This window comes from Stenotrophomonas rhizophila, assembly GCF_007667275.1.
GTDB lineage: Bacteria > Pseudomonadota > Gammaproteobacteria > Xanthomonadales > Xanthomonadaceae > Stenotrophomonas > Stenotrophomonas maltophilia_AE.
Genome location: NZ_VDQT01000005.1, coordinates 88874 through 111454, shown reverse-complemented (window position 1 = coordinate 111454; position 22581 = coordinate 88874). Strand labels below are relative to the sequence as shown.

General features: G+C 64.8%; 27 protein-coding genes. 13 read left to right on the top strand and 14 right to left on the bottom strand.

Going from position 1 to position 22581, the window contains the following annotated elements; genetic code table 11:
• Positions 1-77 precede the first annotated feature (77 nt).
• Entirely contained in the window at positions 78-449 is a 372-nt protein-coding gene (locus FSZ13_RS15740) for a MerC domain-containing protein (RefSeq protein ID WP_145481353.1), read from the top strand.
• Between the two features lie 95 nt (positions 450-544).
• Here FSZ13_RS15740 and FSZ13_RS15735 read toward each other — a convergent pair whose 3' ends face one another.
• Positions 545-919, bottom strand: a complete 375-nt coding sequence (locus FSZ13_RS15735) for a hypothetical protein (protein ID WP_145481351.1) — start codon at positions 917-919, stop codon at positions 545-547.
• A 127-nt stretch (positions 920-1046) separates the two neighbouring features.
• On the opposite strand from FSZ13_RS15735, the gene FSZ13_RS15730 reads away from it, so the two are divergent.
• Entirely contained in the window at positions 1047-1454 is a 408-nt protein-coding gene (locus tag FSZ13_RS15730; RefSeq protein WP_429000013.1) for a hypothetical protein, read from the top strand.
• Positions 1455-1727: 273 nt separating this feature from the next.
• On the opposite strand, the gene FSZ13_RS15725 is transcribed toward FSZ13_RS15730, so the two are convergent.
• Complete coding sequence (locus FSZ13_RS15725) at positions 1728-2213, bottom strand: REP-associated tyrosine transposase (RefSeq protein ID WP_145481347.1); 486 nt, start codon at positions 2211-2213, stop codon at positions 1728-1730.
• A gap of 309 nt (positions 2214-2522) precedes the next feature.
• Here FSZ13_RS15725 and FSZ13_RS15720 point away from each other — a divergent pair, with 309 nt between their 5' ends.
• From FSZ13_RS15720 to FSZ13_RS15710, 3 genes are all read left to right on the top strand, one after another.
• The gene (locus FSZ13_RS15720) at positions 2523-2912 is read left to right on the top strand and encodes a hypothetical protein (protein WP_145481345.1); all 390 of its coding nucleotides are present in this window, start codon (positions 2523-2525) and stop codon (positions 2910-2912) included.
• A 27-nt stretch (positions 2913-2939) separates the two neighbouring features.
• The gene (locus tag FSZ13_RS15715; RefSeq protein WP_186308966.1) at positions 2940-3842 is read left to right on the top strand and encodes a class I SAM-dependent methyltransferase; all 903 of its coding nucleotides are present in this window, start codon (positions 2940-2942) and stop codon (positions 3840-3842) included.
• Between the two features lie 117 nt (positions 3843-3959).
• Entirely contained in the window at positions 3960-4892 is a 933-nt protein-coding gene (locus FSZ13_RS15710) for a GAF domain-containing protein (RefSeq protein WP_145481342.1), read from the top strand.
• Positions 4893-5229: 337 nt separating this feature from the next.
• Here FSZ13_RS15710 and FSZ13_RS18515 read toward each other — a convergent pair whose 3' ends face one another.
• Positions 5230-5403 carry a hypothetical protein gene (locus FSZ13_RS18515; protein WP_186308965.1) on the bottom strand — a complete coding sequence of 58 codons (174 nt, stop codon included), beginning with the start codon at positions 5401-5403 and terminating at the stop codon, positions 5230-5232.
• Between the two features lie 103 nt (positions 5404-5506).
• The gene (locus FSZ13_RS15705; protein ID WP_145481626.1) at positions 5507-6319 is read right to left on the bottom strand and encodes an alpha/beta fold hydrolase; all 813 of its coding nucleotides are present in this window, start codon (positions 6317-6319) and stop codon (positions 5507-5509) included.
• A 226-nt stretch (positions 6320-6545) separates the two neighbouring features.
• Between FSZ13_RS15705 and FSZ13_RS15700 the strand changes: the two genes are divergently transcribed.
• From FSZ13_RS15700 to FSZ13_RS15690, 3 genes are all read left to right on the top strand, one after another.
• On the top strand, positions 6546-6941 hold the full coding sequence (locus FSZ13_RS15700) for a BlaI/MecI/CopY family transcriptional regulator (protein WP_145481340.1): 396 nt from the start codon (positions 6546-6548) through the stop codon (positions 6939-6941).
• Complete coding sequence (locus FSZ13_RS15695; protein ID WP_145481338.1) at positions 6938-8467, top strand: M56 family metallopeptidase; 1530 nt, start codon at positions 6938-6940, stop codon at positions 8465-8467. Before FSZ13_RS15700 ends, FSZ13_RS15695 begins: the two co-directional genes overlap by 4 nt.
• Positions 8468-8794: 327 nt before the next feature.
• The gene (locus FSZ13_RS15690) at positions 8795-10138 is read left to right on the top strand and encodes a serine hydrolase domain-containing protein (protein WP_145481336.1); all 1344 of its coding nucleotides are present in this window, start codon (positions 8795-8797) and stop codon (positions 10136-10138) included.
• 11 nt (positions 10139-10149) lie between these two features.
• Here the strand turns inward: FSZ13_RS15690 and FSZ13_RS15685 are convergent, their stop codons facing one another.
• The 3 genes from FSZ13_RS15685 to FSZ13_RS15675 all read right to left on the bottom strand — a co-directional run bounded on the left by FSZ13_RS15685 (position 10150) and on the right by FSZ13_RS15675 (position 12223).
• Complete coding sequence (locus FSZ13_RS15685) at positions 10150-11019, bottom strand: XVIPCD domain-containing protein (protein ID WP_260844215.1); 870 nt, start codon at positions 11017-11019, stop codon at positions 10150-10152.
• A 93-nt stretch (positions 11020-11112) separates the two neighbouring features.
• Positions 11113-11628: a hypothetical protein gene (locus FSZ13_RS15680; RefSeq protein WP_145481332.1), complete on the bottom strand. Its 516-nt coding sequence runs from the start codon at positions 11626-11628 to the stop codon at positions 11113-11115.
• Positions 11629-11857: 229 nt separating this feature from the next.
• Positions 11858-12223, bottom strand: a complete 366-nt coding sequence (locus tag FSZ13_RS15675) for a winged helix-turn-helix transcriptional regulator (protein WP_145481330.1) — start codon at positions 12221-12223, stop codon at positions 11858-11860.
• A gap of 108 nt (positions 12224-12331) precedes the next feature.
• On the opposite strand from FSZ13_RS15675, the gene FSZ13_RS15670 reads away from it, so the two are divergent.
• Complete coding sequence (locus tag FSZ13_RS15670; RefSeq protein ID WP_145481328.1) at positions 12332-13321, top strand: MDR family oxidoreductase; 990 nt, start codon at positions 12332-12334, stop codon at positions 13319-13321.
• Positions 13322-13844: 523 nt separating this feature from the next.
• Here the strand turns inward: FSZ13_RS15670 and FSZ13_RS15660 are convergent.
• Complete coding sequence (locus FSZ13_RS15660) at positions 13845-14987, bottom strand: YncE family protein (protein ID WP_145481326.1); 1143 nt, start codon at positions 14985-14987, stop codon at positions 13845-13847.
• 248 nt (positions 14988-15235) lie between these two features.
• Positions 15236-16102 (bottom strand): hypothetical protein, encoded by an 867-nt coding sequence (locus FSZ13_RS15655; RefSeq protein WP_145481324.1) that lies wholly within the window; start codon positions 16100-16102, stop codon positions 15236-15238.
• Between the two features lie 320 nt (positions 16103-16422).
• On the opposite strand from FSZ13_RS15655, the gene FSZ13_RS15650 reads away from it, so the two are divergent.
• Entirely contained in the window at positions 16423-16638 is a 216-nt protein-coding gene (locus FSZ13_RS15650; RefSeq protein ID WP_145481322.1) for a hypothetical protein, read from the top strand.
• Between the two features lie 56 nt (positions 16639-16694).
• Here the strand turns inward: FSZ13_RS15650 and FSZ13_RS15645 are convergent, their stop codons facing one another.
• A complete protein-coding gene (locus FSZ13_RS15645) occupies positions 16695-17318 on the bottom strand; it encodes a hypothetical protein (RefSeq protein ID WP_145481320.1) in 624 nt (207 codons plus the stop codon).
• A gap of 10 nt (positions 17319-17328) precedes the next feature.
• On the opposite strand from FSZ13_RS15645, the gene FSZ13_RS18825 reads away from it, so the two are divergent.
• Positions 17329-17769, top strand: a complete 441-nt coding sequence (locus FSZ13_RS18825) for a hypothetical protein (protein ID WP_313955410.1) — start codon at positions 17329-17331, stop codon at positions 17767-17769.
• Here the strand turns inward: FSZ13_RS18825 and FSZ13_RS15635 are convergent.
• Both FSZ13_RS15635 and FSZ13_RS15630 read right to left on the bottom strand, forming a co-directional pair.
• Positions 17670-18518 carry a hypothetical protein gene (locus FSZ13_RS15635; RefSeq protein ID WP_145481318.1) on the bottom strand — a complete coding sequence of 283 codons (849 nt, stop codon included), beginning with the start codon at positions 18516-18518 and terminating at the stop codon, positions 17670-17672. The genes FSZ13_RS18825 and FSZ13_RS15635 overlap by 100 nt on opposite strands.
• A gap of 74 nt (positions 18519-18592) precedes the next feature.
• Positions 18593-19525: a hypothetical protein gene (locus tag FSZ13_RS15630; protein ID WP_145481316.1), complete on the bottom strand. Its 933-nt coding sequence runs from the start codon at positions 19523-19525 to the stop codon at positions 18593-18595.
• Between the two features lie 191 nt (positions 19526-19716).
• On the opposite strand from FSZ13_RS15630, the gene FSZ13_RS15625 reads away from it, so the two are divergent.
• Both FSZ13_RS15625 and FSZ13_RS15620 read left to right on the top strand, forming a co-directional pair.
• The gene (locus FSZ13_RS15625) at positions 19717-20577 is read left to right on the top strand and encodes a hypothetical protein (protein WP_145481315.1); all 861 of its coding nucleotides are present in this window, start codon (positions 19717-19719) and stop codon (positions 20575-20577) included.
• Positions 20578-20882: 305 nt separating this feature from the next.
• Positions 20883-21674, top strand: a complete 792-nt coding sequence (locus FSZ13_RS15620) for an NYN domain-containing protein (RefSeq protein WP_145481313.1) — start codon at positions 20883-20885, stop codon at positions 21672-21674.
• Between the two features lie 64 nt (positions 21675-21738).
• Here the strand turns inward: FSZ13_RS15620 and FSZ13_RS15615 are convergent, their stop codons facing one another.
• Entirely contained in the window at positions 21739-21960 is a 222-nt protein-coding gene (locus FSZ13_RS15615; protein ID WP_145481311.1) for a hypothetical protein, read from the bottom strand.
• Positions 21957-22307, bottom strand: a complete 351-nt coding sequence (locus tag FSZ13_RS15610; RefSeq protein ID WP_145481309.1) for a SymE family type I addiction module toxin — start codon at positions 22305-22307, stop codon at positions 21957-21959. Before FSZ13_RS15610 ends, FSZ13_RS15615 begins: the two co-directional genes overlap by 4 nt.
• Positions 22308-22581: the final 274 nt, after the last annotated feature.

Here is a 22581-nt window from a genome sequence, read left to right as displayed (position 1 = left end):
GCCAGTCATGAAGGCGCCAGTTTCAACGCCGGCGCAAATGTTACTATATAACACCCACGCTCCAGCCCCCTGCGCCCATGAAACCTACCTCCGCCCTGCTCGACGCCGGCGCCATCGCCCTATCCACCCTCTGCCTGCTCCACTGCCTCGCCCTGCCGCTGCTCGCAGCAGCCCTGCCGTTGATGGGCGTATGGGCGCAGGCGGAATGGGTGCACATCCTGTTCGTCGCCATCGCCGCCCCCACCACCGGCTTCGCGCTGTGGCGGGCGAATCGCCAGCACCCGTTGCCTGCGCTGGCCCTGCTCAGCGCAGCGACCGGCCTGTTGCTGCTCCTGGCCGGCGCCGCCGGCTGGCCCAGCCACGACGCCGAAACCCCCATGACCGTAGCCGGCAGCCTGCTGCTGGCCAGCACCCACGTCTGGAACGCCTGGCGCCGCCACCGCCACTAAGGCTGCTTGGACGCCTGCACCGCCCACTGCGCCCCGCTATGGCTGAATCGACCCCGCCATAGAGCCAGGCCCTGCCTGGCTGCCCCACCCACCCACTACAACCGAAACAGCATCCCCAACAGGTAAAGCTTCAACGGCAACGCACTGATCACAGCACCGACACTCCCCACCCAAGGCCAACGCTCACGCCGCACCCGCGAACCGATGGCGCACAACAATCCCAGTATCAGACACGCCAACACGCCCACCGCCACCCCGGCATTCCCGACCAGGAACCGGGCTGCTTCAGGCGATGCCTGTGCAGCCGCGTAAGCAGCCGACACCAACGCCGGCGCCACCAGCCAGCTGAGCGCACCCAACAGCGGCCACCGCACGTTGCCGGCAGGTGCAACAGGCGTTGCAGCGGCGGGAGAAGCAGCGCTGGCTGCGCTGTCAGACGTCGGGTGCGGCGTGACGCTGGACTGTGGCATGGGAAGGCTCCGTGGATGGCCCCAACCCTACAGCATCGCCGCGCGTGCACACGCCCTGCGCAATACCGGGTGCAAGCTGTTCCCACACCTGTCCCTGGGGGGATCCGTCATGCGCATGTTCCACGTCATGCTTCTGCTGCCCGTCCCGTTCCTGCTGTCTGCCTGCCGCGATGGCGACAACGGTCCCGGCATGCTTTCCTCCGACCCGATGCTGGGCTGTTTCTCCACCCATCCACGCAAACCGGCGGAGTTCCGCATCGAACAGCAGCAAGGCCAATACTTCGTCTCCTTCAACCGCGACGACCAATGGCAACGCGACACCACCCCGCTGCAGGTCTCCTCGCGCGCCGACATCGCGCGGTTCTTCAAGGACGACGTCGACCAGATCGACAAGGCGCTGGTACGCCCTACCGGCGGCTTCGGCATATTCCACTTCAATCCCGGTGCCACGCTCAAGGGAAAAGACAAGGACAGCGACTACATGGCGTTGGTGCTCATCGGCGCCGGGCCCGTGTTCCAGGTGAGCTGCCCCTGAGCGCTCCACCCATGGCGCGCCGCAGCGGCGAGCCCCGGATATGCAGCTGACGCCGGCGTTGCCTCGTCGGAGCGGTTCCCCGCCGCCCCCAACCCCGGCGTGTCCGTTGCATCCCACAGTGCGCCGCCAGGCGCACTCCCCTTCCCCTGTACCGCCCAGCCGCGCAGGCACCGGCGCGCTCCAGCGGGTAGCCAGCAGCCCATACCCCCGTATGGACGCTTTCCAACCCATTGGTACTGCACCGCGCGCCGCGCGAGCAAGACGGCTGGACGCTCAGCATGGCCCACTCCCCCTGTTGCAGCGTCGATGGATCGAGCTGTACGGCCACTCGCACGCATCACGCACCAGCCCCTGCTCGACCGGCAGGTCGTGCACGTAGGCAACATGCCGCTGCACGTCCTCGGCATCCCGCAGCCGATGTTCGCGGAAGTGGTCATGCCACAACGGCCGAACGCAGCGATCGCGGCGCACCATCGCGCGCGGAGGTTGGCCGGGCAACTGGCGGTCGAACACCGCCTGGATGCGCAGCCAACGCCGATGACCGTCCTCGTCGCCGGTCGGCAGCGTCCACACCCCATGCAGATGGTTCGGCAGCACCACGATCGCATTGATCCGGAAGGGATAGGCCTGCTGCGCCACGCGGAACGCTAGGCCCAACACCTGCGCATGCTCCACCAGCAACCGGCTGGAGCGATCACGCAGATGCGCGCTGAAGAAGAACGCGCCGCCGGCTTGCCGGGTGTCGTGGTGAGTAGCCATGCCCTGCAGTGTGCAAATCCGCGCAGCCGCCAACGATCAGGGCAACACCTGCCTCCTCGTCAGCGCCCCACCCAACAACAGGTCAGCGCAAAAGCTCACTGAGGACGAGCCGCATGGCATGCATCTGACGGCTGCACGCATGCAGGCACGCGGGCATTCCAGACCAGGCGCAATCGGCCCGCTCATGGGCGACGCACCGCACAGTTGTGCATGCTCCTTTCAACCGGGCCATCCAGATGCGACCCAGCGCACAGCGTTGGCCGGATAGGCTCCGACAGACTGGCCGCCCGAGCTGAAACGCGATTGGCCATGACCACCCTGCTGTTGCTGTTACTGCTTGCCACCAGTGCGCCCAACCGCTTCCCGCCCGGCTTCCATGACCGCCCGGGCATCGGCGAGGACGGCACCCCGGTTGTCATCCGCACCGCATTGTGGGACGACTTCCGCGGCGGGACTGCCGCGGTGGAACAGGTGCTGCTACCCAACCCGGATGGTTCCTTCACCTACCAGTACGCACGCCAGTCGCGGCTCACCCGCATGTACCACGCCACGCTGTGCTGGCACCGGAACATGTACCCGCCCGAAGACGACGCCATATTCAGCGGTCCGGACACCTACGGCGGCTGGCACTGCCACCGGAGCACCGAACAGCCGCCGTCACCCCCGAAACTGCCCCACGCCACCGAGCCGCCCAGCTGAACCCGCCATGCCGCCATCTCGGTTACGATGCCCACCCCTTCCCGCTCAAGCGGCTGGCTGCCCTGCAGCGTGGCCGGTCCTGCTCCCGTGCCCCATTACACCGGTCCCCTGCTCACCCGCCCCCTTGCTGACGCCCTGGTCCGCGCACGCGATGCCGGTGCCACCGAATGGAGCGGCTCGCTCGATCTGGGACGGTCCACCGGCACCGCTCTGCTCGGCCCGGACAGCTGGCAGTGGAAGGGCGAAAGCTACGCCTATCCTGGCAAGACCAAGGACCGCACCCTGTACTACTGGGACGGCGAGGAGTTCCTGGCGATATCGCGCTTCGGTTCGGCGCTGATCAAACTGGTGCCCACCGAGTGGGACGCACCTACCTTCGAGATCGACGGCATCAAGATGCTGCCCAGCGCGCAGGTGTCGCCGTACGAGGACGCGCGCCGCAAAGTGGCGCTGGTGGCGCCGGCTGGAAAGACCGTGCTGGATACGTGCGGCGGTCTGGGCTACTTCGCCGCCTGCTGCCTGGAAGCCGGGGTCAGCCGCATCCAGTCGTTCGAAAAAAACCCCGACGTGCTGTGGCTGCGCACCCTCAATCCGTGGTCGCCCGATCCGGACGCGGCCAGCAGCGGTGGTCGGCTGTCGCTGACCCACGGCGATGTTTCCCAGGCGATTGAAACACTCGAAAGCAGCTCGGTGGACGCGATCCTGCACGACCCGCCGCGCTTCGGCATCGCCGGCGAGCTGTACTCGCAGGTGTTCTACGACCAGCTGGCGCGGGTGATCCGCAAGGGCGGGCGCATGTTCCATTACACCGGCGCGCCGAACAAGCTCACCAGCGGGCGCGACGTGCCGCGTGAGGTCGCCAAGCGCCTGGAGAAGTCGGGTTTCAAGGCCGAACTGGCGCTGGACGGCGTGCTGGCGGTCAAGCGCTGAGCGGCAGCGGAGCCGAACGCGCGGGTGAACGCGTAGTCCTGCCTCTACCCGGGCTTAACCCGTGCCGGTTGCGTCTGTCCTAGGCTGGGCCATGCCCTACGCTTTCAAGGTACCCGCATGATCCAAGGCTCCACCCGCATCGACGAGACCGAGCGCCAGCGCGCGCTCGACGCCCTGCACATCGTGGGCAGCCTGCCCGAGCCGGCTTACGACGATATCGTCAAGGTTGCTGCAGCCGTCTGCGGCACGCCGATGGCGCTGGTGACCCTGATCGACCGTGATCGCCAGTGGTTCAAGGCCCGCACCGGCCTCGACGGCATCCAGACCGAACGCAACGTCGCCGTGTGCGACCACGCGATCCGGCAACCGGACCAGTTGATGGAAGTAGGCGATCTCAACCAGGACGCTCGCTTTGCCGACAACCCGGTATTGAAAGACCTAGGCGCGCGCTTCTACGCGGGCATGCCGCTGGTGACCGAAAGCGGCGCGGCCGTGGGCAGCGTGTGCGTGGTGGACGTCAATCCGCGCGAACTCAACCCGACCCAGCGCGAAGCGTTGCAGGCACTGGCGCGTCTGACCATGACCCTGATGGAGAGCCGCAGCCGAGAACGTGAGCAGCAGGTGGCCGCGATCATCGACCACGCCGGAGCTGGCGAGACAAGCACGGCGGCCGATGGCGGTGGGACGTACACCGTGGTGATCCTGGAACTGCAGGATCTCTCCGCGCTGGCACAGCGTCTTGGCGAGCGGGGGCTGGATCGCCAGCTGCAGCAGCTGGACCAGGTGCTTGAGCGCTGCCTGCAGCCCGAGCGGGGTGACAGCATCAATCGCGTTACCGGCAGTGGTGAGTTTGTCGCCATGCTGGGCAGTGGCGATGCCAGCGAGACCGTGGCGAAGTTCGAGCAGGTTGCACGCGACGTCAGCCAGAGCATCGGCGCGGCATTGCTGCTGGGCACCGCATCCACGCAGACCGCGGAACCTGCTACCACCGTGTTCCTGCGCGCGGACCAGGCGTTGAGCGCGGCAAAGGATGCAGCAACGCGTCAGTGATTCCGCCCCGCATGGCGAGGCTACGGGGTGTCGCGCTTAGCCACGCAAGGCGTGGCTCTTCGGGTGTCGCGCTCAGCCACGCAAGGCGTGGCTCTTCGGGTGTCGCGCTCAGCCACGCAAGGCGTGGCTCTACGGGGTGTCGCGCTCAGCCACGCAGGGCGTGGCTCTACGGGGTGTCGATTTCAGCCACACATTGCGGGCGATACGTGGTGTCGCGTGCGGCCACGCAGGGCGTGTGATGTCGCGTAGAGCCACGCCCTGCGTGGCTGAACGAAGCCGGCCTAAAGCAGGACACGCATGGCGTGTCCCTACAAGGCGATCCGGCGCTTTCCCGCCCTCACTCCCCGCGCGGCAACGTCTTCGCCCACATGTTGTCGACAAGATTGGGATAGGCGCGGCCATTCTCCTCCGCCCGCTGACGCGCCGCGTCCTTCTGCGACGGTGACAGCGGCTGCCCCTTCTTCCCCTTGGGATTGGGCTTCTTCCAAGGCGGCGTAGTGGTCTTGCGCATTCAACTCACCCTTGAAAAGAAGAAGGCGGGAACGCGCAGAACGCGCCCCACCTCCGCGTAGCGACACGCCACGCGTGTCCCACGCTCTGCAACCCGGCCTACCTCACCGCGCCAGGAACGCAACCAACGCCGCATTGAACTGCTCAGCATGGCTGGCATTGCACCCATGCGGCGCATCCTGGATCAACACCACCTCACTGCCCGGGATCGCCTCGTGCGTGCGCCGGCCCGAACCTTCATACGGCACCGTGCCATCGCTGTCACCATGCAGCACCAGCGTAGGCACCGTCACCTTCTTCAGGTCCTCGCGGAAGTCGGTCGTGCCAAACGCCTTCATGCAGCCCAGCGCAGCAGTCTGATCGGACTGCTTGCACAGCGCCACCGCCTCCTCCCGCTGCCGCTCACTGACCTTCAACTCACCCTTAGCGCTGAAGAAGTCCTTGGTGAAACCTTCAAAGAACTCATCGCGATGATTCTCCAGACCCATGCGCATCTGCTCGGCTTTTTCCTCGGTGAGCGGACCATCCGGGTTATCCGCGGTCTTGAGCATGTACGGCGGCACCGCCGCTGCAAACACCACGCTTCGCAGCCTCTGCTCGCCGTGGCGGGCAATGTAACGCGCCACCTCGCCACCGCCCATCGAGAAGCCCACCAGCGTAACGTCGCGCAGGTCCAGCTGCTCCAGCACGCCGGCCAGGTCGTCGGCCAGGGTGTCGTACTCGTAGCCATCGGCAGGCTTGTCCGAACGGCCGAAGCCGCGGCGGTCGTACGCCACCACGCGGTAACCGGCGGCTTTCAGTACCGGCACCTGCGCACGCCAGGACTCGGCGGAGAGCGGCCAACCGTGGATGAGTACAACGGGACGGCCGGTGCCGCCGGTATCTTCGATGTGCAGACGAACGCGCGATGCAGTCATGGAAAACCTTCGTGGTGCGAGTGAGGGTTCGACCTTAAAGAAGCACCCGCACCCCTCCCGTGAACAAAAACGCAAATGCGCTGACATCGCCTGCACGCCATGGCCATCCCCTGTCCACATGCGGGCCAGAGCCGACATGCCCGTCCCATTACTAATTACATAGTTGACACCCCGATCCCGGCGGGCGCACGATGCAGCCATCAACTAAAGAACCAGTAGAAGCCCCATGGCCCGCCCTCCGTCGCCCACGTTGACCGATTCCGAACGCCGCATCCTGGAAGTGCTGTGGAAGAAGAAGGAAGCCTCCGTGCGTGAGGTGGCCGAGGAGTTGTCGAAGAAGAAGCCGGTGGCCTACACCACCGTGCTGACCATGTTCAAAGTGCTCGACAAGAAGGGCCTGGTGCATCACCGCGCCGAGGGTCGCGCCTTCATCTACAGCGCCGCCATCAGCCGTGCTGAAGCGCGCAAGCAGGCGCTGGAAAACCTGATCAAATCGTTCTTCAGCGACTCGCCCGGCGCGCTCGCCCAGCACCTGATCGAGGAACACGACATCGACGCGGACGAACTGCAGGCGCTGAAGAAGCGCGTGGACGACGCCGCCAAACCGGGGAAAGCGAAATGACCATGCACTGGACCCAGGCCCTCGCCAGCTTCGCCCTGCAGCACCTCTGGCACAGCGCCCTGCTGTTCGCCCTTGCCACGCTGGTAGTAAGCCGCAGCCGCCTGGGCGCCGAAGCCCGCTCCTGGCTGCTCTGCGCCGCATTCGCCTTGGCAGCCACCTCCCCGCTACTGGTCCTGCGGCCCACCACACCACACACGTCATCCCACACACCACGCGTGGAAGCACCGGTAGCGCCGACCGTTGGTCGGCCCACGCACATCCACCACCAACCGACCCCAACCAACCCACCCACCCTCCTGCAGGGCATGGCCCTGCTCTGGCTGCTAGGCACCACCTACGCCCTGCTGCAACTCCTGCGCGGCATCGCCCAAGCCTCCACCCTGCACCGCACCTCCCGCCGCGCCCAGGACCTCAACGCCCTGCTCGGCCGCGACCTCCCCTACGCCACCACCGTCGCGCGCTCCGACGCTGCCACCGGCCCCATGGTCGTCGGCCTGTTCGCCCCCCGCATCCTCGTCCCAACGCACCTCACCGACACACTCGCCCCCGCCGCCCTGCGCGACCTGCTGCTGCACGAAGCCGCCCACATCCGCCGCAACGACCTCTGGATCGCCGCCGCACAGCGCGTCGTGCTCGCCGTGTACTGGTGGAGCCCGTTCCTGCGCCTGCTCGGCAAGCGCCTGGACCTGGCCCGCGAGATCGCCTGCGACACCCGCGCCGCCGCGCAGGGCGGCAGTGGGCGCGGTTACGCCGACTCCCTGCTCACCGGCATCAGCGGCCTGGGCACCCCTGCGCGCGGCAACACCCCGCTTGCCGTAGCGATGTCGGGCAGCCGCAGCGGCCTCTCCCAGCGCATCGACAACCTGCTGCGCCTGGATACCGCCCGCACCGCCTGGACCACGCGCCTGCTGTGGAGCGGCCTGTGCGTGCTCGCCCTTGGCGGGCACCTCAGCGTCACCGTTGCAGCCACCCCACGCCTCGGCACTGCCCCCCAGCGCGTCGTACACGACGAGCCCGCACGTGACGCATCGCCGAACGCCGAGCGTCTGCTGGCTGCCGCCGCCGATGGCGATGTCGCTGAACTCCAGCAACTGGTGAACGCTGGAACCGCGGTGGATACCAGCGTGCGCGGCGACGGCACCGCGCTCATCATGGCTGCCCGCAACGGCCAGCTCACCGCCGTGGACGCCCTGCTCGCCCTCGGCGCACAGCCCGACCTGCACGCCACCGGCGATGGCAACCCGCTCATCGCCGCCGCGCGACGCGGCCACCTGCCGGTGGTGGAGCGGCTGGTCGCCGCCGGTGCCGACGTCAACCGCATCGTGCCCTACGACGAAACCCCGCTGATCAACGCCGCCCGCTCCGGCGACGTGGACACCGTGGCCTTCCTCATCGACCACGGCGCCGACGTCAACCTCGGCGTAGTGGCCGACGCCGGCCAGTGGCGCTCCCCGCTCAACCAGGCCCGCAACCCGCGCGTGCGCGATTACCTCGTGCAACGCGGCGCCCGCGCCGGCCGCCGCTAGACATCTTCCAACAGCAACAACACCGGGTGGCCGACGCCGACCACCCACGGCCCGCTGCTGCCCGCACCACGCCCCATCGCCCTGCTTTCCCAGCGGCGTGCATCCGCACGCCCCCGCTTCACGCTGCCCACGCCGAGAGGTCCGTATGGAACACGCCCCGCCTTCTTCCCCCGCGTCCTGTGCACCGCCCTGGCGCTGCTGCTGGGCACGTCCGCCTTCGCCGCAGATCGCCATGACGCCGCCATCGACAGCGCCCTCGGCAACGGCCTGCGCCCCACCGTGCTGCAACCCGGCGCCGCACTGCCCCAGTGGTCGCTGCAGGCGCGCATGGCCCAGCACCACGTGCCCGGCGTGGCCATCGCCGTGCTGCGCGACGGCAAGCTGGTGCACAGCGCCGGCTACGGCACCCGCGAGGCCGGCACCGCCAGCGCCGTCGATGCGGACACGCTGTTCTCGGTCGGATCGGTGAGCAAGGTGGTCACCGCAGCCACCACGCTGCGGTTGGCGGCCGGCGGCAAGCTCGCGCTCGACCAGGACATCGCCACCTACCTGCGCAGCTGGAAGGTGCCCGCCACCCCGCAGGTGCCCGCGCCTCAGCTCACTCTGCGCATGCTGATGTCGCACACCAGCGGACTGGGCGTGCACGGCTTTGCCGACTACCTGCCCGGCGAACCGCTGCCCACCCTGGAGCAGACGCTCGACGGCATCGCCCCGGCAAAAAACAAACCGGTGCGCCTGCTCCACACCCCCGGCGAGCGCGGCGACTACTCCGGCGGCGGCGTGATGGTGGAGCAGCAGGTACTGGAAGACGTGACCGGCCAGCCGCTGGACGCCATCGCCCGCGCGCAGGTGTTCGCCCCGCTCGGCATGCAGCGCAGCCACTACAGCGACCCGCAGGCGGGCACCGACAACATCGCCAAGGCCCATGACGGTGACGGCGCCCTCACCGCCCTTCCGCGTGGCTGGCAGTCGTTCCCCGAACAGGGCGCCTCCGGCCTGTGGACCAGCGCCAACGACCTCGCCGCCTTCGTCGCCGCGCTCACCGCCAGCTATCGGGGCCTGGGCAACTTCCTGCCACGCGCCATCGCCACCGACATGATGACCGAGGTGTCGCCCAGCTGGCATGGCCTGGGTCCGCGCCTGGACGGCGCCGGGCAGGCCCGCATCTTCCACCACGGCGGCTCCAACGACAGCTACCGCGCCTGGATCGAGGGCTATCTGGAAACCGGCGACGGCTTCGTCATCCTCACCAATGGCGAAAACGGCGCCGCGCTGGCGGCGGAGATCCGCAACGCGCTGAGCGACGCCATCGGCCGCGGCGTGAACCCGCCGGTGCGTACCGTTGCCTTGGACCTGAGCGACGCCCGCTATGCGGACTACGCCGGCGTGTTCGAACGCGACGACGGCATCGCCATGGACCAGCGCCGCGCCTTGGCCGACTTCTTCGACATCCCGGCGCTGCAGGTGAAGGTCGCCAACGGCGAGGTGCGGGTGGGCATGGCCGGCACTACGCGCGACGGCCAGGTGCTGCCGCTCAGCCCGAACCGGTTCGTATCACCGGATATCGATGGGCTGCAGGTGGAGTTCCACCGGGATGCTCGTGGGCAGGTGAACGCGCTCAGCGTGGTGCATTGGGAGGGGCGCGCCCGGTATGTGCGGAAGCGGACGTAACGGGTAGGCGATCACCCCATCTGCCGCACAGCCGCCTCACGCTCCTGCGATTGCGTCTGTTCGGCCTGCGCCGCCAGCTGCTGGGTCAGCTTGCTGTCGTTGGCCAACTGCTCGCCGCGTTCCAGCGACGCTTCAAGCGGGGTCTGCGCCGCCTGGGTCGTGGGCATGGAAGCGCGCAGATGCGCCGGGTCGTTGCGCTCGCCCTGCACGACGAAGATGTTTTCCGCCGCCGATGCATGCGTGGTTCGCTCACTGAGCATGACGTGGTCCACGCGGGAAAGGCCGTTCTCCTTGGCCAGCACATACAGGCTCGCACTGAGCCGCTCGCTGGTGGAATCGAACGACCGGCCGTTGGCGGCGTCCAGCTCTGCCACCTTCTCCCGGATCTGGGACATCATGGGGTCGCGGCCGACGCCTTCGTATTCACCATTTTCCGAAATCAGCCGCTGCATCAGCGAACGCTTCGGCATCGCATGATGAACTTCGCTGTTCAGCTCGCTATGGGGATAAGGCGCTCGAATGCTCTGGATCTCAGACTTGTTGTCCAGAGGCTTGAGCGCACCCTCGAAGTTCGCATCCTGCTGTGACTTGACCTGCCTGTGCAGCCCCGCGTGGTTGAGCGCACCCCAGGTGAAGTCGATGCAGCTGTTGGACAGCCCGCTGTACTCCATTTTGAAGCCGTGCGCTGCCGCGTCCTCGCCAAAGCTGACGATGCGGTCAAACTGCTCCTTGGATATCTCCATCGTTCGTGCGTAATACGGATCCTGGTATTCGACCACGTCCTCGTACGTCACGGCGCCGGGCCCGCTGGAAGCGCCATGCCGGGCTGGTGCGAAACCGTAGCTCCTCGACCAGTCGCCGTGCTCCACAGCAAGGTACATGTGTCCAGCTGCTGATGTTCCACCTTGGAGCAGTGGCGTGCCAGGGGCCGCAACGTACACGGTGACGGTATAGGGCGCGTCCTTGCTCACTGATTACTTCGCCTTCTTGAAGTAGGCCACCAACAACTCGGTTTCTTCGTTCTGAAGCTCCGGGTGATCGGAGTCAAGATCAATGGTCAGACGGTAGTGGCCCGGCTGTACGTTCTCGGCGGTCGCAAACTTCATGATGTGGTAGTGGAGCGCAGGGTCCAGCAGACCCGCCTCTTCCAGCATCGTCGTGTCCACGCCTGAATTTGTCAGTCCTGGCACGCTGCCGTCCGGCGCGACCTCGACCCGATCGCGCAGATTGGACAGATTTCGGATAAGGGGCACCGTTGTGATGGCACCTTCCTGCACGCGGATCAATCGAACCTTGGCCGCCACTTTTGACTCAACAAGTTTGAACGACAGCGCTGTAGAGGACTCTGCATCTGCCCTGGCTATCCGAAGCCCCAGCATCAATGAAGCATAGGCATTCGGCCCTGGCGGAGGCAGCTCAAATTCCACATTGACCACCTCACCGGCTTTGCTCAACGATAGGGGTCGAGTAAGCGGAACTTCGCTGCGCATTGCCGAGTTCTCCTTCGTGGTTTGGATCGGCTGCGCGACGTCCGCACCTTGCCCGCACCCAGCGATGCCGACTGCAGCAAACAGGGCAATGCCTGCCAACAGAATTGCACGAACGTCCCTAGTCATTGTCTTTCACTGCTCCAGTTTCCAGCGAACCTGTTTCTTGCACAGTCTGGGCCGATCAAATCAACGAGGAAATAGGAAAATTCCTATCGCCACCTGCGCAAGGTCACAGTTCTGCACCACCGCCTTCCTCGGCGTCCTTCGAGCGGTTCATCTTCTTGTACGAATCCCCCCAATCCCGCATCGCCAACAGCACCGGCACCAGCGTCCTTCCCAGCTCCGACAGCCGGTACTCCACCTTCGGCGGCACCTCGGGGTACACATGCCGCACCACTACGCCGTCGGCCTCCAGCTCCCTCAGCTGACTGGTCAACATCGATTGGGTGGCGTTGGGAATCAGCCGGGTCAGCTCCATGAAGCGCCGCGTGCGTGACACCAGGTAGAACAGGATCACCGGCTTCCACGTGCCGCCGATGACCGACAGCGTGGCTTCCACGCTGCAGCCGGTTTTGCCATATACGCGCCGCGCCATTGCGGGATACTCCTGAAAACCATAGTACCTATGGGAAATCGTAGTTCTTGTGGCAACCACGGTGCGACCATAGCATGCAGACCATGTCCCCCCAGGTGATCACTGCCGATGAAAATCAATGCCCTGCTGGCCACGAAAGAAGACGGCCAGGTCTCCACCCAACTGGTGACCTTTGACGAAGCCGACCTGCACGAAGGCGATGTGCTGGTGCAGGTGGACTACTCCACCTTGAACTACAAAGACTCGCTGGCGATGACCAACGCCTCGCCGGTGATCCGCACGTTCCCGCTCATTCCCGGCATCGACCTGGCAGGCACCGTGCTGGAATCAACCAACGCCGGCTTCAAGCAAGGCGACCGCGTGGTGCTCAACGGTTACGGCCTAAGCCAGACCCACCACGGCGGGCTCGCCCAGCGCGCGCGCGTCCCCGGCGAGTGGCTGGTGAAGCTGCCCGACAGCATCAGCAGCAAGGACGCGATGGCGATCGGTACCGCCGGTTACACCGCCATGCTGTGCGTGCTGGCGTTGGAACACGGCGGAGTGAAGCCCGAGCACGGCGACATCCTGGTGACCGGCGCCAACGGCGGCGTGGGCTCCATCGCCCTGGCCATCCTGTCCAAGCTGGGCTATCGCACGGTGGCCTCCACCGGCCGACCCGAACATGCGCAGTACCTGAAGGACCTGGGCGCCGACGAGATCATCGACCGGGCCACCCTGGCCGAACCGCGCACCCGCCCGCTGGATGCCGAGCGCTGGGCCGGCGTGGTCGACGTGGCGGGCAGCCAAACGCTGGCCAACGCACTGGCGCAGACGAAATACCGCGGAGTGGTGGCAGCCGCCGGACTGGCGCAGGGTACCGACCTGCCTACCTCCGTGCTGCCCTTCATCCTGCGCAACGTCACCCTGGCCGGTATCGACTCGGTCCAGGCGCCGCACGCCGTGCGTGCCGAGGCGTGGAAGCGGCTGGCGACCGACCTGGACCTGGGCAAGCTGGCCAGCACCGTTGAAGTGATTGGGCTGGAAAAGGTGCTGGAGGTATTCCCGGCGTTCCTTGAAGGCAAGGTGCGTGGGCGGTTGGTGGTGGATGTGAACGCGTAGTTTCGCCGCAGCAACCTGGGACGAGCAGCGCGACGCCGTCGTTGCAGGGATGGACACGGCGTTGCGGCTCCGCCAGGAGCCGCATTCGATGCTGGTAATGCGCCACCGCGCGTTGCGTTGTTATCGGCGGTCGATCGGGATGCGACCCTACCGCCATTCGGCGGCATCACGTCGCGGAGCGCCTAGTGCAGCGCGCCATCTACCTCGCGCCGGACGCCGGACGCCGGACGCCGGGCACCGGGCACCAGACGGCGGTCGCCGGTCGCCGGTCGCCGGTCGCCGTGAACCTGACACTGCGATGCACTGCCTCGGTAGGGTCGCACCCCAGTCGACTGCACGTAACGGTGCAACACCCGATTACGGCATGACCTACAACGAAGGCACCGCACTCCAGACAGCCGAGGGGAAAACCGCCGAAGAGACAGCCCCACCGCTGCTTCAATCATTACGGCCGTAACATGAAATTTCGCCGTAACACGTCGAATGTTACGGTCAAAATTCATGTTACGGCCGACGGAATCCCTTACAGCGCAATCCGCGCCACAGACTCCTCACTCCCCTTCTCGTCCTTGTCCCCATTCTTGATGGTCACGTACAGGACGTTTTTCTTCGCATCCAGCGCCAGGCTGTTCGGGTGGGTCGGCACGTCATAGCTGCCCACCTGCTTGTAGCTCTCGCTGTCATACGCGGTCACCGTACCCGCTTCGCGGTTGGTCACGTACAGGCGCTTGCGCGGCGCATCCAGCAGCAGGCCCAGTGGGCCGGCGTCGGTGGCGATGCTGGCCAGTTCCTTGCCGGTGGTGGGGTCCAGCACCAGCACACGCTGGCCCGGATGCTTGGAGACGAAGCCCGGGATGCTGCTGCCCTGGTACTTGCGGATCATCTCCAGGCCCTGGTCGGTCACGAACAAGCGCTTACCGCTCGGGTCCAGGGCCAGGTTCATCGGCTGCTCGGCGCTGACCTTGAAGCGCTGCTCCACCTTGCCGGTGTCGGTGCCCACGGTGACCACTTCGCCCAGCAGGTTGGAGGTGAGCACGCGCTTGTTGGCCGCGTCCAGGGTGAGGCCCGGCGCCTTGGCATTGCCCAGGCCGGGGATGGTGTTGATGAGCTTCAGCGACTGCGTATCCACCACGAACAGGACGCTGCCTTCGCCGGAGTGGCCGGTGACGTACAGGCGGTTGTTCGCGGAATCCACCACCAGCTCGCGCAGGTCGTGGGTATAGCCGGCCTTGCCATCCTTGCCGACCTTCTTTTCCATCAGCTGCACGATGCCCACGGCCTTGTTGCTGGCGGTGTCGACCACGGTCACCGAGGTATCCACGGTGTTGCCCACGTACAGGCGGTTGTGCGCGTCGTCCAGCACCACACCGAAGGCCTTGCGCTCCAGCGGGATCCTGGCTTCAACGGCCAGCGAATCCGGGTTCAGGCGCAGCACCTGGGCCGGGCCGGCGGCATCGCCGAAGCCGCCCGACGAGGCCACGAACACCGCGTTCTGGGTGGGGCTGAAGGCCAACTCGTAAAGGCCCTGCGCCACCGCAGTGCGCTGGACGGAAGTGGTGGCTGCGGTGGTGCCGGCCTTTTCGGCGGCAAAGGCGGACGGAGCGCCAAGGGTCAGGCTGACGGCCAGCGCCAGGGCGGCCGAACGGAACAGGGAACGAGGGTGCATGCGAGCGTCCTTGTGAGAGGCAGAGGAAGGATCCTGGCTCGCGTGGCCGCTGGGAGGAGCGGCCAACCACACGCTCTGTAGAGGTGGGAAGGCTGGCTGGCGCGGATATCTTAACAGGCGGAGGCCGGAGGCATCGGCTGCGGCTATGGAACGCCGTGGAACAATCGGCTTCTCGGAAGACTCCACGAATTTGGGGCGTTGGGCGGCCGCATGGGTTGGGGTTGAACAGCTGACCTCGTCGGCGGCCGCTATTCCTCCTGGACCAGGCGCGATATTTCCGCGACCTTCCGGTCGAATTCCTGCATTTCCTTATCCGATTTGAATCCAGATCGCAGGAAGTCTTCCAAGTCCCGTTCGCAGATACCCGTATCAAGACACAGGGTGCCCATGACATCACCCGAAGCACTGCAGTCGTATCCCATCCGACATGCCACCGCCATCCAGGCGTCAGTATCAATCGAAGAGGTGACCACGTGGTTGTACTTTTGCCCGGTCGCCTCCAACGCCCGTCCGCCTGCCAGGATGCCCATCATGAACATCGCCGCCGGATCATTCGATTTCACGACGCGCTCGATGAACTGGTTCGCTTCCTCTTCGTCGAAGGACCTTCCAGTGAAGGCAGCTACCCTGGCTTGTGCAGCCAGATCGCCGTTCTTTGCTGCCTGCTCCAACCAACCCGCGATGAGCTCGCCTGGAACCACTGCGCCACCATCAACGCTCTTGCAGACCGTTGCCCGCTCCCGGGCAGTCCGCATCCTCGCTGCGGCTTGGGACGGGTCGCGCGTATGCTGCGACTTCCATTCGTATAGGGTCACGAACTCGTCCTGCCTGTAGTTTGCTTCCACGCATTTTTCGTAGGTCAAGGCCAATTCGCGCTGTGCAGCGGCATCTCCCTGCTTCGCGCGTAGCTTCAACGCCTCGAACTCCATGGTCGTCCTGGCAAGCTCGGCCGAGCCCAACTGCGCAACCGCGCGCCGCTCTTGATGCAGCGGCCTGCTGATGGGCGCGGGAGAGGCCGCAGCATCTTCGCCAGCCTCCGCTTGAACAGGCGGCACGTTAGAGTGCGTCCGCGCCACGTAGCCGGCAATGGCTACAGCGGCGAGCGTGGCAACCAAGAGTATCGTTCGTCTGGCCAACCTTTAGCGTCCTTGTTTCGAGCTTTTTTGCTTCAGAGGAACACGCTGTTACGTTCCTTCAATCGACCGCAGTATCTCCGTAACCCTCCGCTCCAGATCCCTTCGCTCTGTAGACGTGGGAAGGCAGGCTGGCCCAGATATCTTAACAACGGGTAGCCAGCGCGCATGGCCTGAGGCTATGGAAAGCCTTGGAACGATAGGTTTCGGGCGATTTTCAAGAAACTGGGCACTTCGTTCGCCTCCGTCCCAAGCTGTGAGACGGCCGTGGGCCATCCTGCCGTCCGCTTCGGAGGAACCCCATGAACACGATCGACGCCGACTGGCTGGAAGAGCTCAATGACGCCATGCGCAGCCTGTTTGCCCTCAAGGCACACGACCCGGAACTGGACCAGCGGTTGCTGATCAGCTACTACGACCTGGAACCCCGGGAGGCTGCGGTGGCCATCGGGAATGACTACGACCTGGATCGTAGCGAGGCGATCTGGCCGCCCGCCGGGTTGGTGTGGAACAGCTGATGCGGATCAAGCCGTATGCATGGCCGGGAATCCGGTAGTGCAGTACACGGGTTGTTCTAGAGCACCGCCCCGCCTTGGATGTATTCCAGATTGACTGATCTGGGCATGTTTGGTCTGAGGGAAATAGCAAGACCCAGAACCCGTTCAAGTTTTCGAAGGGTCGCTTTCAGTTCCTCGGCGCTTGCTTCATTGCCCGCAATGTAGACCTCAAGAAGGTCGTCGCCTGGGCGCCCGGAGAAGCCAGTGATGTCGGGTATGGAGCTATAGAGGAGGTCCTGATGTTTCTCAACAATCGAGTAGAACTCTTCCTCAGTATGGCGGTGGCCAGTCTCGATGACGATCCGGGTGCTCCCGCTGGCAGTTGTCAGGGTCCTGTTGGGCACAGGCGACGACCCTTTCAGTTCAACGAGAATGTGTTGGTCCGGTATGTGTTGGATGGAGATCGCAGTCAATCGGCCTGCGAACTCCTGCCGAAGATCCTGCATTGGCTGCAGGATTTCGGTCTGAACCGCGAGCCGGGTGATCGCATCGTCGATGGACACTTCAGGGTGCGCCGCGATGTAGCTCTTCACCAATACCTGCATCTCCTTGCCCTGATCGGAGTCTGGATCGGGCACCTGCGCCCAAGTGGCGCTGGATAGGCAGGCGAAGAATGAACAACCGAGAAGCTTCCATTTCATAGGGGTCTCCGTGTCCCAATTGGTTGATCCCAGCGGTTACCAAAAGCAGGCCCAAGCAGGGTATCCCTGCGATCAAGCAGGCGAAGTGACCCAGATCACGAACGTCATTTTCAAGGGGGCTTGCGGAACACCCATGGACCAGATCGATACAACCTGGCTTGAGCAGTTCGACCAGGCCATGCTCACCTTCTATGCCATCGACCACATCGACGCAGGAATGGATGAGGCCACGCTGTTGAGGTATTGCGACCTGGCGCCCCGCGAAGCGGCGCTGGTGTACGGCGAGGACTACGACCTGCATCTGCTCGATGCGATGTGGCCACCGGTGCGCAGCCAGCAATGCACCCACTCTCATCGCCCCTCGACCAACCGGAGTATCTCCGTAACCCTGCGCTCCAGATCCCGCCTGTCCGCGTCAGTGCGCTGGGATTTCATCAAGAATTCCTCGTAGCCATCTCCAGCACATGCGTTGGTCGCCAGGCACAAAGACCCCATCAATATGCTGGACGGCGCGCAGTCGTACCCCATGCGGCAGGCTGCCACCTGCCATGCGGGACTGGACTGCTCCCCGATCATCAAGGCCGCGAGCGGGTCGTCTGGGGCGCCCCGGTAAGTACTGCCCACTGTGTTGCCAATGGCAAACACGGCCGCAGCATCATTCGAGGCCAGAACCTCCTCAACCAGCTTGGCCGATTCCGCGGCATCGAGCTTTTTCTGGCTCAGCGCGTTGTCCATCAGTCGTGCGGCCAGGTCACCGTTCTCGGCGGCTTGCGCGTACCAGCCGCGAATCAGCGCCAACGGAATAATGACGCCGCCATCTACCGCATCGCATCGCAAAGCGCGTTCCTGCGCCGTCTGGTCCAGCACAGCAGCATGGGCCGGATCGCCAAGCATTTCCCGCCTGACTTGCAGGTCTTTGAAAAATCCCTCGCGGTCGAAATTGACCATGTAACAGCCGTCATAGGTCTCTGCCAGCAGGCGCTGGGCCACGGCATCTCCGGCTTTGGCGCGCTCCTTTAGCGCCTCAAAGTCCTTCACCCAGCCCGCTTGTGCCGGTCTACCGTAGCTGACCTGAGCGCTTTCCTTCCTGGCAGGCACCTCGGGCAGATCAGGCAACTGCGCCGCTTGAGCCGTTGCAGCGGGCGCACCGGGCGGCGGCGGCGCTGCCAAGCCACTGCGCCACAGCGCAAAGCCCAGCAACGCCGCAACTATCGCCGCTCCCAACCAGAGCCCAACTCTCTTCGCCCCCATACCACTCCCCTGTTCCTACCCAGTCACTCTACCCGCAGCGAACAAACGCCATCGCGCTCGGTCTGCGGCGGAGGGCACTGCTGCTTGAACAGGCGCGTGATCTCTTCAATCTGCTGGTCAAGCGAACCCGATGCCGCGGATGGCAAGGAGCACGAGCGCGCGTGCTCCTCGTAGGTCTGATGCGTGCAGATGCCCGAGAACAGGCACGCGTCGTCCATCACGGTGCTGCCAGGGCCGCAATCGAGCCCCATCCGGCAGGCGGCGATCTCCCACGCAAGTGATGAAACCGTCCCTTCGAGCACCTTGTCATACTTCAACTTACCGGTTCGTGGGCGCCCGCCCAAGATGAGCTGCCCCATGTTGAACGCAGCAACCGGATCGTTCGAGGCAATTAGCCGCTGTACAAGCCGGGTGGATTCAGCCGGGGCAAGCGCTTGCCCCCCTCTGGTGATGACCGCCATCTGCGCAAGCAGGTCACCGTTGCGAGCGGCTTCGGCGTACAACTTATCGATAGAGGGGAAAAGATTGCCACCTCCAACGGCCTGGCAATCGGCAATACGCTTCGCCACGATCTGCAGGGCCACGGCAATGCTTTCGGGGGTAGAAACGGACAGCAACGCCGACACCTCGCCGCGCGCCACCTCATCCGCGGTGAACCTGGCACTGAAGCAGGTAGCGTAGGTGTCGGCCAATTCCCGCTGCGCAACCCGCTCACCGCGTTCGGCGCGCGACTTCAGGTCACGGAAGGCCGCCACCTTTTCTTCCAAGGCCGCCGGTTCCAATGCAATTACCGGGAGCACCAAGCGCGGTCCGGCAGGCAGAGGCGTTGCTGCATGCTCAAAGGCAGCCTCCCTGCCGACAGCATGCACAGGCGCAGGCCAATACTTCCAGGCGGAAAACCCCGTGATCACCGCGACAGCCGCCAACCCGATAAGAACGGCCTTCGTTCCCGCCATGACTCAATCTCCCTTTGAGAACGGCAGCATGCGACAGCCATCCCGGGCTGGCAATAGAACCTCGCCCCTCAGGTAGACCGGCTGGTTCCAATGCCGGTGATCCCCGGCGCCGCCAGCCCGCCCGTCTCATTCCTGACCCGTTGACGACCCTTTGCCTATAGTTGACCCCAACCAACGCAACGGAATGGCCAATGCGCCTGACTTCACCCGGCCGATGCCTGCCACTGGCACTCGCCATCGCCCTGAGCGCCAGCGCGTGCGCACAGACGACGCCGCCTGAACAAGAAGGGACTTCGAGCATGTCGGAAGCTGTTGAGCAAGGCCGCACCATCAATGGCCACGTTTACACCAATGCGCCGGTGGAGGTGAAGCTGGGTCCCCATACCTTCCGTATTCCAGCGAACTACTTCGACAACCAGATAGGTCCGGAGGGTGAAGGCCTGGCGCTTAAGCTGGAGTGGCCGGAAATGGAGCCCACTTTGCCCGGCGCGCGTGCCGCGCCACGCACCAACGACTTCCTGAAGGAAATTTCGGTTTCGATCGACTTCATTGATCGCCTGCCGATCAAGGGCGCCATGGCGCGGCGGGTGACCAACGATGGTCATACCGACGAAGGCTCCCTTCAGCGTCGTGACCCGACCGCGCGACTTGAGCTGAGGGAGCCGCAGGCCGAATGGATGGGTCTGACGCCTTACGCCATCAACGAAGAGCTCCGGCGCGCCTATGCCCGCGACCAGGAAGCCAAGACCGGGCGTCCCTTTCCCCGCAACCTTGCATTCGAGCCGGATTGGTATGTTGCTCGAACGAGTGACGATGCCATCGCTACCTTCATCCAGTGCGACAACGCGGAGCACCGCAAGGACGGCGTTGTGCTGGAAGGCAACGAGGTCACCCCTGTGGATGGCACTGTTTCCGCGCTTTGCACGCACTACTTCGTGGACTTGGACAACAGCCTTTCCATCACGCTGAGCTACAAGCGCGCTTTCCTGAAAGACTGGAAGCGGATGGAGGATGCCGTTCGGGCGATCCTGGCCCAGTACAAGGTCGGTTGATCCACGTACTTCCAGGGAGCTGTAAATGAGTGGATTGACCAACCGCGACGTTGAAATCCTGGACAGCTATGCCCGCGCTGGCAACGTACGCGAATCCCAGACCCGAGCAATGCACATGGCCTGACCCAGCGTAGCCGCCAAACGCCCCCAAGCGCTACCACACCCCCGTACCGCCACCACACCCCGGTAGCGCCGACTGTTAGTCGGCAGCCCCCGAAGCCATGAACCCCACCCCCCCACGCAACTCCCAAAGGGATTGTCTATAGTCCGCCTACCGGCACCCCGGCCCAGCACAAGGAAATGCAATGGCCCTCCAACCCCCGGAAGCGACCGTAGCCGTCCTGATTGACTGCGACAACGTGCCACCGGATATCGCCGAGTTCGCGCTCCAGAAGGCAGCGCAGGCCGGTCGGGTGACCGTTCGCCGGGGCTACGGCAACCCGAACACGCTCGACAAGGGCTGGGAACCGGTCCTGGTCCGGCAGTCGTTCACCACCTGCCTGCAGTTCCCCTACGCCTCCAGGAAGAACACCACCGACATTGCCCTGGCCTTGGACGCCCTGGAGCTGCTGCTGGAGAAGCGCGCCCAAACCTTCTGCCTGGTCACCTGCGACAGCGACTTCGCCTACCTGTGCCGCAAACTGAGGGAACGCGGCGCAACCGTCTACGTTGCAGGCGGCGCCAAGAGCCCCGACGGCTTGCGAAACGCGTGTGACAAATTCTTCGAGTGGACGCCCAAGGAACAGAAGGCTGTGAACGCCCCTGCGCCAGCGAAACCAAAAGTGACGCCCGTGGCCAAGGCAGTGAAGGCAGTGAAGGCAGTGGCGAAGAAGGCAGCATCGCCCGCCCCCCTACCCAAGCAAAGCCCGCCATTCGTGCTGGCCACCGTGGTGAAACTTGCCCCTACGGTGCCCAACGGGCGGGTGCCGCTGGAGGTCGTAGGTCAGCACCTCAGGGACTCCCATCCGAACTTCAAGCCGAAGGTCTACGGCCACGCCAAGCTGCTGACCATGCTGAAGACGTATCAGGCGCTCGTTGTCCAAAAGCACGCCGGTGGCTACTGGGTCAGCTTGAAGCAGGCGGCCGCCGGACCGTGAGCTTGGCAACCAAGGCCGAGGCCTGAACCGACAGGGCCGGGATGCCACCCCGGCCCTTTACGAGCTAAGCCTGTTCCCCAGGCGCATCCAGGTGCTCCGAGTGCCAGCACGAGTTGCTTACCACGGTGAGGTCGATGGACTTCGGTTCGTCCGCCAGCCACACGTAGCCCATCATCATCTTCCGCAGCAGGTACGACGGCGTCTGGTTGGTACGCCATGCCGCTTGCTGGAAGTGGTGACGCAGGCTGTCGGCCACCTTCACCCGCATCACCACGCGCTTGCTCATCGCGGATCTCCGCTGAGGATAGGCTGGCGCTTGTCGGCTTCAACCTCCGCGTACTGGATCTTGCGCTCCAGACTTTTGGGAACGCCGTTCTGCGGCATGACGGGGCTGCCGATGAGGGAGATGGTGATGACGCCTTCTGCGGCGTCGATCTTCAGCCTGGAGCCTACGTTGAAGCCCATCTGGCGGAGCCAGCGGCCCTGGAGCTTCATGAAGGGGATTTTGGCGTCCTCGGCGAAATCGAGTGGCTGGCAATGCCTGGAACCTGCGGCGGCGGGGGCCGCAGGTCGCTCAGGAGCTGGATGGGAATGGTCTTCGTCGTAGGGCGTATCGTCCCAGTGCGCATGCATGTTGGACCTCCTGTAAGGATCGCCCCTCGCCGGGATGGCAAGGGGGTCGGGAGGTTAGAAACCGTCTGGCTAGATCCGGCGGGCGTATTTCCTCAGGAGGTGTTGTATTAGCCACCCTCCCGACACAGGGACGTCCAACATTTCCTAACCAGAGGAGTTTCTACGCTCCGGGGAACACCATGAACGTCGCTCCGAACGATTGGAAATCGTTTGTTCCTTTTGGTTCTCGCACTTCGGTTGGCACCGCCTAATGAATGACGTATTCGGCTGCTTC